Origin of the sequence: Microcoleus sp. Pol8_D6 (genome assembly GCF_036700965.1) — a bacterium.
Lineage (GTDB): Bacteria > Cyanobacteriota > Cyanobacteriia > Cyanobacteriales > Microcoleaceae > Microcoleus.
This window is the reverse complement of the sequence record NZ_JAUBPW010000132.1, coordinates 1-6,114: the sequence shown is the minus strand read 5'-3', so window position 1 is coordinate 6,114 and position 6,114 is coordinate 1. Positions and strand designations below refer to the sequence as shown.

Below are 6,114 nucleotides of genomic sequence, written 5' to 3'. Positions count from 1 at the left end.
ACGGGACAATTCGGCATAGTTCACAAAAAACTTATCAAGGCTACTATCTTACCATCATTACTTCTTGGCCACTACCACTAAATAATATACAGCCGGGTAACTACTGGCTATTCCTTTAATCAACCAGAGCCAGAGATGAACTTCTTGGTAACTCCGAAATCCTTCGGGGTCTCTCAACTCTTGTTGCAATGAAGCTGCTATTTCAAATGAAAACTTTTTTGGGGGGCCAAAAACCTGCCAATTTTTTAACAAATTTTCCAGACCGCCCTCTTTATATTGAGAGAGCCAGCGATGAATTGTTGCCTCACTTTTACCTAAAACTGCCGATACTTCCCGCACAGTTTCTACTTGTTTTGACTGAAATAAAGCATTTGAACTTTGTTATAAGCCAATACGGTTCAGTTAAGGCTGAAATACAGGTAAAATAGGTAGGGTGTCCAAAAAGGGAGAGCAAGTAAGGTGCATCTCAAAGAATTCTCATTAGTATCTCCCAAAATCTCAAGTAGGGAGATATTCAAAGCAATAGAAATGGCGATTCCTGCAAGTGCAATCGAACAGGCGATTACTAAAACAAAGGTTGAAGAGAAACGTCATCGTGCCCTGCCAGCACAACTGGTAGTGTGTCTGGTAATAGCAATGAGTCTGTGGTCACAAGATTCAATGCGGGATGTCTTAAAAAATTTAATTGATGGTCTTAATGAAGCATGGGTGAAAATTGGGAAATATTGGCGGTTTCCCTGTAAATCGGCAATTACTCAAGCCAGACAAAGATTAGGAGCGGGCGTGATGAGACAGTTGTTTCATTCCTTAGTGCGACCAATGGCTACAGTTGAAACAGTAGGAGCTTTTATTAGCGAACTCAGGGTCGTAGTGATAGATGGAACCTGCTTAGATCTCCCAGATAGTGATGAAAATGCCCGGGTTTTTGGTCGTCCGGGAAGTCGTCCAGGTACAAAAGCAGCGTTTCCGAAAGCTAGATTAGTTATTTTATTAGAGGCGGGAACACATTTAATATTTGACGCCTTAATGTGTCCATATAAAATGGGAGAAAGAGTAAGAGCGTTAAAGTTGTTACGCTCAGTAGCACCAGGAATGCTATTAATGTGGGATAGAGGCTTACATTCTTATGCGATGGTAGAAGCTACATTCAGTAAAGGTTGTGAGTATTTGGCGCGAATTCCATGCAACGTTAAATTCTTAAACGAAACACAATTAGATGATGGTTCGTATGTGAGTTGGATTTATCCATCCGGCAAATTAAGAAAAAAAGGATTTCAGCCCCTACAGGTAAGAGTAATGGAATACATGATTGAGGCTCCCGAACGCCCAGAAGCACAAATTAGATATCGTTTAATTACGAGCTTATTGTCAGCAGAAAAATTTCCTGCGGACTTACTTGCCCGTGAATATCATCAACGTTGGGAAGTGGAGAATACGATTGATGAACTGAAAGTACATTTATTAGGACGAAAAACTCATATTCGTTCTCAAAGACCAAAGGAGGTGGTACAAGAAATTTATGGTTTACTACTAGGACCGAAGAGCTGTACGGTCATTAATTTTTCAAGTAGCAAGCAACGCCAGCATTTCACCCTTGCGTCTTTCTTTTACTGGAACATTACGAGTTGTTCGTCGTGCGCTCCCCAAATTTCAGCGGTTACAACCACAAGAACTTCCCTTTTTTTGAGTTGGTTAACTGGGGAAGTTATCGATAAAATTATACCGGAAAGAGTTCAGAGAAACAACCCAAGAGTTGTCAAAAAGCCTGTTTCAAAATTTCGCTCTAAACAAGTTAAACACAGAGGTACTGGAATCATAATGAATCCTCCTGTATTTATTGTTTTAAGCACTGCATAGCACTTAACTGAACCGTATTGTGTTATAAGCTAGGATTCTTTTTTGGTGTTTGAGGATTTCTCGTAGATTTTCTACAGATTCGGTAATCTTTATATGAGGACGACCAGACATTGTAATTGTCTCCTTTAGTTTGAACACAAGTCTATCACATCTTTAAAAAAATGGTATCAGATACATCAACAGTCCATACCTGTCTTTTTTCCACTCGATGATGTCCAGCTTCTACTTGTTCATGATAGTTATACTTTCTACCTAGATCATCTGATTTTTGGGCTAATTCAAACCATTCTTTTACGGCTTTATACAGGAGGGCTTGATTTCCTTTTAAAGCTACAATATAATCTCTTTTTTTCTAGACAATCAGAGATATTATGTCTTTTTGACATCCCATAGCATCGATGGTTATTACACTTCCGGCAATTTCTAACATTTCTATTAATTCCGGAATGGCTGTCAGCTCGTTAGATTTTTTATGGACTTTTTTTTGTCCTAAAACCAATTGATGAGATGAAGATCAGGCAGTAACTATATGTAGCGCTTTTTGCTGGTTATTTCGGTCATAAGATTGTTTCATTGTTTTGCCATCAATGGCAATCACGTTTAGTTCTAATTCCCCGACTATCGCATTTACCCAACTCAAAAAACATTCTTGAAACTGCTGCGGTTCAATTCGGGCGAAGACTCGACTAAATGTGTCATGAGATGGTATACCATTAGGTAATTCTAGAAAGCTTTTTAACCATTCATATTTGGCGTTACCATAGGCTTCTATTGCCACCCATCCGTCGGCACCGCTGATAATAGCTAGAATCGCAATCGCTATAATATCTTTGAGTAAGTGTTCTTTACTTCTTTCTATCCTTGGGTCGTTCAACTTGGCAAAATATTCTAAAAAACTAGCCTTCCAAATATTCATTGAAGGCAATGAATCTGTTTGTTTTTGTTGGCAAATTACAGCTTTACTAAAACCTCTTGCCATTGATAGCACCCATAAACTACAACAAGCTACATTGAAATTTAGTCGGATTTAACTGTAGCATATTTTCGGTGAAAGTTAAGATGCGTTTACCCTGAAAAGGAAACGGGCTGCAATTAATGATGAATACACGATGCTTCTTCTCAAATCCTTTTGTCAAGACTGATTGAGATGCTCTTACCCTGTTCAGCAAGCCCTAGTTAAGAATCTGATTCTTGTTTCACCGCAGATGCACGCAGATAAACGCGGATTTAAGGTTTATCTGCGAGGGACGCAAGTTTATTTTTGCTTAGTCGCAGCTTTTTTCTTGGCTTCTTTTTCTGCTTTTTTAGCTGCTTTTTCTGCTTCAAGTTTGGCTAACTTGGCTAGCTCTTTTTCTTCAGCTATTTTATCGAGATAGTAGTGGTAATCTCCCAAATAAGGGCGAAACTCTCCGTCTCGAATCTCGACTATTTTGTTAGCGACTTGGGAGATGAAATAGCGATCGTGCGAAACGATAATTACGGTACCGTCATAATTCTGAATCGCCTCTTCCATCATCTCTTTCGCCGGAATGTCGAGGTGATTTGTCGGTTCGTCCAAAATCAGCAAATTCACGGGAGTCAACAGCATTTTTGCCAAAGCTAGGCGGGCTTTTTCGCCGCCGCTTAAAGCGCCAACCTGTTTGAATACTGTCTCGCCCGTAAATAAGAAACGGCCCAACAAAGTCCGAACTTCTTCATTTTTCCAGTCGGGAACTTCGTCGTGAATGGTTTGCATCACGGTTTTATTCAAATCTAAGGCCTCTGCCTGATTCTGTTCAAAGTAACCGGGGATGACGTTGTGACCTCCCAATTTGACCGTACCTTCAGTCGGCTTTTCCAAGCCCATAATCATCCGCAGCAGGGTGGATTTGCCCGCGCCGTTGGGACCGAGAAATGCAATGCGATCGCCCCTTTCAATTAACAAGTCGGCTCCCAAAAATAGGATTTTTTCGCCGTAGGTGTGCACCAAATCTTCAATTATTGCTACTTCGCGACCGCTGCGGGGTGCGGGGGGAAAGCGGAAATGCAAAGTTTTTAATCCGCCGGTGGGTGCTTCGATGCGTTCGATTTTGTCTAACTGTTTCTCGCGGCTTTTGGCTTGGGTGCTGCGAGTGGCGCTGGCGCGGAATTTTTCTACGAATGCTTGCTGTTTTTCGAGTTCTTTTTGCTGGCTTTCGTAGGCGCTGAGTTGGGCTTCTCTGGCTTCTGCTTTTTGCTGTAAATAAGAGGAGTAGTTGCCGAGGTAGGTGCTGGAAACGCCACGTTCGGTTTCGACGATTTGGGTGCAGAGCCGATCGAGAAATTCCCGGTCATGGGATACGATTACCATCGGGGTTATCAGCCCTTTCAGGTAAACTTCCAGCCATTCGATGGTTTCTAAGTCGAGGTGGTTAGTAGGTTCGTCTAGCAGCAGGATGTCGGGTTTTTGGAGGAGAATTTTGCCTAAACTCATCCGCATTTGCCAGCCACCGCTGAAGGCGCTGACTAATCGATCGCCGTCTTCGGGTTCAAATCCGATTTCGGGCAGAATTTTCTCGATTTGGGCTTCTAAACCGTAGCCGTTTAAGCCTTCAAATTGCCGTTGCAGCCGATCCATTTTGTGGATCAGTTCGTCGAGATTTTCTGGAGTGGAGGCTTCCAAGTCTCGATGGACTTGCATCAGGGATTCATGGACTTCGTTGGCTTCGCTGAAGGCACGCCAAAATTCTTCTTTGACGGTGCGTGTCGGATCTACTTCAAATTCTTGGGAGAGGTAGGCGATGTGGAGGCTGGCGGGGCGAATGACTTCGCCTGCGGTGGGTTCGATTTCGCCGGCGATGATTTTGAGTTGGGTGGATTTGCCGGCACCGTTGACGCCTACTAAGCCGATGCGATCGCCTGGCTTGACTTCCCAGGTGACATCTTTGAGTACGACGCCTGTGGGGTAAATTTTACTGATGTGTTCGAGTCGCAGCATTGTTGTGGGGACTGGGGAAGGGCAGGTTTAGCGGCGGATGGGATGCCGGCGCTGAGGTCGAGTTAATCTTAACAAATTTTAATTATATTTAGACAGTGGCAATATTTTGATTTGGTGGGACTTACGCGAAGAAACCGGGTTTTTCTGAAAAATCGCAGATTCTCAATTAGAAATCTACGAAGAAACCGGGTTTCTGCCCTCGACGTGGGTTCAGGACTATTTAGGTGGGGCGATCCGGCGATCGTGTTGTTTCTGATTGAATTTCTCGAATAATGGTTGAGACTTCTGCACATTATAATAGTGAGCGTCAACCTCGATCGCAAAAGAGAGCGATCGTGCCAGCAAGAGACATTTATTATCATCTCACGGACTTCAAAAACCTTTAAAGCAGGCGATCGGAGAAGGTTATAGAAAGCTGAGCGTGAGGAGGTGCGATCGCTTTTAGAGGAGTCGAAAAAAAGTGATCGGCTATATCTACTGATATCTACTCAGAAATATTACAGCTTTCAAGCCTCTTAGCCAGATAAGGGACACCAAAATCCCAAACATTAGTATTAATTTCCCAAGGCAAGTGTCCTGAAGGTGTAGAAAGTTTATAAGTAACACTCTTGTATTTTTTGTCTCCCCATCCTACCCGCTTAATAAAACGATCAGCAACTACTACATCATAAACACCTGTTTGACCACCTACACTAACCCAGACCTGCTTTTGAACGCTAAATCCAAAATTTCCATTGCTATAATCTACCCATAATTGATTAATTCTTCGGAGAGTCTCGCCAGAAAAATTATCAATATTTTTCACATCCAGCCAACCCTCTCTTTCTCGATTAGCAACCAAAAGCATAACCTGTAGAGTTTCTCGATCAGCTTCTTTGAATTTTTTAGATGCTAGTAGATTTTGCAGTGGTAAGTAATCTACATCAAGAGTTTTTGCAGGTGTTTCTAATGGTTCTTTCGGCTCTAAAGTGGGTGGAGTATCTTTTCTTGTAGGCGTAGGCGATGACTCGGTTTTTTGAGGAGATAATTCAGGAGAAGGAGGCGCTTTAGGGGGATAGTCAGGGTGACAACAAAAACTGAGATAAGGAGAATAAAAATAAATGACTGTGACACACACAAAAATAAAGCCTATAAAGAATGGGTTGAGTTGTCCCTGTTTTAAATTGCTTACAGTTGCTTGTGAAAATGATTTTAGACCAACCACACATTTGGTTGGCATTTGAGATATAGCAGTCGCCAAGGCGGTTAAGACGTATACTGGAAGTAATCCGGAATCATGCGATCGCGAAACCCATGCCCAA

At 42.3% G+C, this 6,114-nt stretch carries 2 protein-coding genes and 3 pseudogenes; 1 reads left to right on the top strand and 4 read right to left on the bottom strand.

The genetic code is table 11. The features are described from left to right. Positions 1-57: 57 nt before the first annotated feature. A pseudogene (locus QUA10_RS29230) lies at positions 58-357 on the bottom strand (helix-turn-helix domain-containing protein); the annotation flags it as partial. Between the two features lie 171 nt (positions 358-528). Here QUA10_RS29230 and QUA10_RS28480 point away from each other — a divergent pair. Then, positions 529-1,687: pseudogene (locus QUA10_RS28480) on the top strand (IS4 family transposase). Positions 1,688-2,209: 522 nt separating this feature from the next. Here QUA10_RS28480 and QUA10_RS28475 read toward each other — a convergent pair. The 3 genes and pseudogenes from QUA10_RS28475 to QUA10_RS28465 form a co-directional block, all read right to left on the bottom strand. After that, positions 2,210-2,773, bottom strand: a pseudogene (locus QUA10_RS28475) (ISAs1 family transposase). Between the two features lie 339 nt (positions 2,774-3,112). Next, complete coding sequence (locus QUA10_RS28470; RefSeq protein ID WP_333085862.1) at positions 3,113-4,813, bottom strand: ABC-F family ATP-binding cassette domain-containing protein; 1,701 nt, start codon at positions 4,811-4,813, stop codon at positions 3,113-3,115. Between the two features lie 484 nt (positions 4,814-5,297). Continuing rightward, a partial coding sequence (locus QUA10_RS28465; protein WP_333085861.1) for a GUN4 domain-containing protein occupies positions 5,298-6,114 on the bottom strand: 817 nt, incomplete at its 5' end.

Excerpts from the sequence above, each read along its gene's own strand:
- QUA10_RS28470 (WP_333085862.1), bottom strand. The coding sequence starts at position 4,813 with ATGCTGCGACTCGAACACATCAGTAAAATTTACCCCACAGGCGTCGTA.